The organism is Oligoflexus sp. (genome assembly GCF_035638955.1).
Classification (GTDB): Bacteria; Bdellovibrionota_B; Oligoflexia; order Oligoflexales; family Oligoflexaceae; genus Oligoflexus.
On the sequence record NZ_DASQYZ010000426.1, the window covers coordinates 1 to 4,865 of the forward strand.

Annotated in this window: 4 protein-coding genes and 1 pseudogene; 3 read left to right on the forward strand and 2 right to left on the reverse strand. The window is 46.9% G+C overall.

Going from position 1 to position 4,865, the window contains the following annotated elements:
- Positions 1-64 precede the first annotated feature (64 nt).
- Positions 65-433: pseudogene (locus VE954_RS35685) on the reverse strand (RusA family crossover junction endodeoxyribonuclease); the annotation flags it as partial.
- 412 nt (positions 434-845) lie between these two features.
- Here VE954_RS35685 and VE954_RS35690 point away from each other — a divergent pair.
- Complete coding sequence (locus VE954_RS35690) at positions 846-1,268, forward strand: hypothetical protein (protein ID WP_324962111.1); 423 nt, start codon at positions 846-848, stop codon at positions 1,266-1,268.
- Entirely contained in the window at positions 1,261-3,501 is a 2,241-nt protein-coding gene (locus VE954_RS35695) for a recombinase family protein (RefSeq protein ID WP_324962113.1), read from the forward strand. Before VE954_RS35690 ends, VE954_RS35695 begins: the two co-directional genes overlap by 8 nt.
- Here VE954_RS35695 and VE954_RS35700 read toward each other — a convergent pair.
- The gene (locus tag VE954_RS35700) at positions 3,486-4,469 is read right to left on the reverse strand and encodes a transposase (RefSeq protein ID WP_324962115.1); all 984 of its coding nucleotides are present in this window, start codon (positions 4,467-4,469) and stop codon (positions 3,486-3,488) included. The genes VE954_RS35695 and VE954_RS35700 overlap by 16 nt on opposite strands.
- Positions 4,470-4,675: 206 nt before the next feature.
- On the opposite strand from VE954_RS35700, the gene VE954_RS35705 reads away from it, so the two are divergent.
- A partial coding sequence (locus VE954_RS35705; protein WP_324962117.1) for a hypothetical protein occupies positions 4,676-4,865 on the forward strand: 190 nt, incomplete at its 3' end.

Here is a 4,865-nt window from a genome sequence, read left to right on the forward strand (position 1 = left end):
AGAAAAAGAATCATCGGGAGGCCACCTGAGGCACCCACCGCCAGTGATTGAAGGGTGTCCGTGTTCAAATCCATTCATGCGCCTTTTCCATACTGAAGTGATGAGATTTTTGCCTTAACTGATCCACCCAGATCTCCATCCATCCAGGCTGCCCCCTTGGGGCATAGAGCTTCACACACCTTCCGTCCACAATCCGCGAATCATTGACCCAAAGAATCCCTTCAAGGGCGTCCCCGATCAGCTTTTCGATGTTGTCATAATCCGGCTTGGTATCAGCGAAGACGGCATCCTTTCTGGATTTGGGCCGCGTTCTATAGGCAATGATTCTTACCCGAAGCGGGCCATCAAGCGCCTCGCCGGGGTATTGGTTTTTTATGAAGGAAACGATTTCCTCCATCGACCGCCGGGTATCCGCATGCTTGAACACATGCCCCCCAGGGTGCGCCTTGCTTTTTTTTTTCCCTCAGGCTCGAGGGGTATGGTAAAATGTAAGGACAATGCAACCCGCTATTTCTGATTGTGATTGAACCCGGTCGTGGTAAACGGTTGGGTTTTTTTCTGCAAAAATGTTAAAGTTCATTTACGCACTCAAGAACTCAGCGATTGCACAGATTTCACACTAAAATCCACAACGCCTGATATCACGCTACGTTCGTGATCATTATCTCCCCAAGTGCCTCGTTTGCTGCCTTTTTAAAGCGCTGTACCCCGTTAAACTGGTTGAGGATTTGTGCTCCGTCCTGCAGCTTTCTCACCCCAATATATTCGGCGATCGAAGTTCCAGGCCTGGGAATGCCGGATTCATTGCATCTCTGCAGATTATAAGCCGTGAGACAAAAGTTAACATGGGCTTCAAAAGCCCTGAAGCAAGCCGACCGGCAGTCACCGTAACCGTGATTTTGCTTCATGTCCTTGTGCCAGGATTCAATCTTCCAGCCTTAATGCTAATGAAGACAGAACTTCTATTTTGGTCAGCGAGCGACCTGTGGTATCACCGGAGGCGCTACGCAGGCTTTATCTTTGGTACCTACAAAAAATTTCCAGCAGCAGAAATATGCAAGGAGGTATTCCATGCCCTCCCACGACAAAGACTGCAGTATCCCCCCCCGTTTCAAAAGCCAGAAAATCGCCAGCGGGAAAGCCCGGCGCCGATTCTCTGGAACAACTTAGGCCATGCGGATCGCCAGCAGATTCTGGCAATACTATCACGCGTGCTAAAGCAAAAAATAGAGATAAATCACCTAAAAAAGGGCATCACCAATGAGTAAATCAGAAAAAAAATCAACAGCAGAAAATCTCACGGGGAAGCTTAACCAAAGGCATCTTGATCGATTGGCATTTGTTTATGTAAGGCAATCATCTCCACAGCAGGTAATAGAACATAAGGAATCTACTGCTCTGCAATATGCTCTTGTTCAAAGGGCAACATCCCTTGGGTGGAAAGCTGATCGTGTTATTGTAATCGATGATGATCAGGGATGCAGTGCACAGTCATCGGTAGGGAGGGTTGGGTTTCAAAGATTGCTAGCCGAAATCGGTTTGGATCACGCTGGAATCATTCTGGGACTTGAAATGAGCCGACTGGCGCGTTCATGCAAAGACTGGCACCACCTTCTTGAACTATGCGCGCTTTTCCAAACACTGCTTGCAGATCAGGACGGACTCTATGATCCCACAAACTATAACGACAGGTTACTGCTGGGTTTGAAAGGTGCCATGAGTGAAGCGGAGCTTCATATACTGCACGGCAGATTACGGCAAGGACGCTGGAACAAGGCAAGGCGAGGAGAGCTGTTCAACCACCCTCCGATTGGTTACGTTCGGAGCCCGTCCGGTGAATTGATTTTGGATCCAGATGAACAGGTGCAGAGCATAGTCCGATTGATTTTCGAAAAGTTCGATGAACTAAAAAGTTTGAACGGTCTGCTTCAATATCTCACCAGAAACGAGATCAGAATAGGGATTCGGCCGCATTATGGTCTCAATCGCGGCAATATAGAATGGCGACCACCAAATCGAGCTACACTGCAGGGGCTGTTACATCATCCGGTATATGCCGGTGCGTATAGATATGGCTATCGACCTGTCGACCCTCGGGCGAAGATCGCTGGACGGCCAGCTACCGGGCGAAAAATCCGGACTGCCGAGGACTGCGAGGTTCTGTTGAAAGACCGCTTGCCATCCTATATTTCGTGGGAGCGCTACCTTGACAATCAAAAGAGACTCGAAGAGAACCGTGCCAGAGCATCCTTCGTGGGAGCATCACGCCAGGGCTGTGCACTTCTTTGTGGCATTCTAACTTGTGGAATTTGTGGTGGTCGTATGAGCGTCGTCTATTTGAAAAAAGATGGACTATTTCGCTATTACTGTGGGCGTGATTACATTGATTATGGAAAAAAAAATTGCCAAAGTTTTACAGGAAATACTCTGGACAGATTGGTAGCCGAGCAGGTCTTGGAAGCAATAAAGCCAGCATCCCTCGACCTGAGTCTGGCAGCCTGCGAGCATATTGAAAAGGAGCAGGGTCGCATATTGAAAGACTGGCATCAACGCCTTGAACGAGCCGAATACGAAGTTTCCAAAGCTTCAAGATACTATCACTCTGTTGACCCTGAAAACAGGCTGGTTGCGAGAGAACTTGAACGGAAATGGGAGGATAAACTTGCTGAACAAGAGACGATCAAGGAAGAATATGAACGTTTCGTATCGAAGGAAGTGGACCTTTTCACCGAACATGACCGCAATGCCATTCGTGAGCTTGCTGCCAATATTCCTGCCGTTTGGGATGATCCCGCTACAAGCAATAAAGACCGCCAGGAGATAGTGCGAATTTTGCTTAAACAGGTGATAGCGAAGGTCGATAATGGAACTGAAAACCTATCGGTGCACCTCCGATGGAATGGCGATGTTTTTACTTATCACAACATAAAACGTCCCGTAGCTCGATATGATCAGATGGAGGGTTATCAAGAGTTGATGAATAGGATCATAGAACTGTATGATCAGGGTAAAACAACCGAGTCCATTGCTACACATATCAACCAGGAAGGCTGGCATCCACCAAAGAGAGCTAAAAAATTCAGTGGTGGAATTATTGCCAGTATTCTTTCCAGGAAGAGAAAAATAAGTCGACGTCCGAAATCCTCGAGTAAAGAAGCTCTCCTTGGAAAAAATGAATGGTGGCTCGATGACTTCGCCAGAGCCATGGAAATACCAAAAGTGACAATCTATAGTTGGGCCACGAAACATGGCTGGATTCAATTTCGCCAGCTCGGAGGAAAGCAAGGGAGGATAATTGTTTGGGCAGATGAAAAGGAAATGATTCGCCTCAACGATCTTCGAGCTTGGTTAAAAACGCGAAGCTGGTCGACGGACAACCCTCCTTCTCACTTAACAAGTCATAGGCAAAAGAATAAGATAAAATCGTCTGACAACAGAAACGGGCAAGACCATGAAAATACTAAGAAAAGACAACTCGGAACTCATCAAGATGCTCGATAAAAGTTCTTACAATCAGAGCAATGAGGCTGGCGAATCTCGATGGCCCAACGGTTCCGGTAATTTTCCACGATTTCCCGCCCAGAAAGTCCCGTTTGACTTGAAACGATATATTTCTTCGACCTCTTGCCATCCCTTTTTTTTGCTTCTGAGTATACCGCCGAAACAGGCCCAAATCCTTTGAGTTGAACGTTCGAGGCAATTCTTATGCGATATTCCTTTCGCACCTTTTTCCCGTCTTTTTCGGCAAAAAGCCGAATCGACTGCCAGGGGATGATTCGTTGTCTGCAGAAATATTCTTCAATCGATTGACCTTCAATGAGTCTGTTGCTCTTGATGCACATTGTAAAATGGCAACCAATACGGTTGATGGCTTTCTGAACTTTCTTGGCATCGTAGCCCGCATCGCAAACGAAATGCAGGTGCTTTATGTCTTCCCTCACAAATAGATTGCTGGCATGGAGCCAATTCAACCACTCAATCACCAGTTCATTTTCGGTCTTATACGTGTAGCCATTCTCTTCACAGTATGCTCTTGAATAATGGGCCACAACAGATAGTGGGACTATTTCGCCATCCAGGTATAGAATAAAATTGATCAGCTTATGCCCTCGAATCGACTTCTTTCCAAGCTTATAGAAAGAGGCATTTTCAACGTATTTTCCACGCCGACCGCTTAAAGTACTGTCGATTATGACCAAGGGTCTTTTTCCTTTTTTGCCGCTTTGCAGAGCTGCCAGGCGTCGCCTTGCAGCTCGATTGAGGCTGCCCTTTGCCAAGATCAGGCTATCTGGTCGATTCAACATTCTCGAAAAAGATGACTCGGGGATACCCATCAAAGTCGATGCCTGCTTGGCGTTGTGTCCCCGAGATTCAAGCATCAGGTACAAAATATAGGCAGACACCACGCTAACAAGAGCCTTTGGAAACAGGTCAAATTCTTGTATGATGCGGCTTAGGTGCTTATGCATCGTCGGCTCCTGAGCTGGAAGTTCTGTCTTTTGTTGCTTCCAATCTCGCTGCGGGAGCTTATTTTCTCAATACTTCAAATCAATGACTCTCTGCAAGCCAGTATTTTGAGGACACTTACGGTTCCTTGCCGCTCAAAACATCTTCATGTCTGGTCGCCAGCATTTAGGTTCGAATTCGCTGCAATCGCTGAGCAAGAAGCCAATTTTTGCCTGCCCGAATCGCACACGGGCGGGTATTTTTATATGATGCTTCTTCACAGGACACTGCTTCATGCGTTCCGCGCTGCCTTCCCGCTGAAATAGCCGAATACAAACCCACTGGCAAAAACGGCAAATGGGATAAGGAAAAGAAAAATAAGTATTGCCATCAAACGGCCTCTCCTGAGAAATCATCAT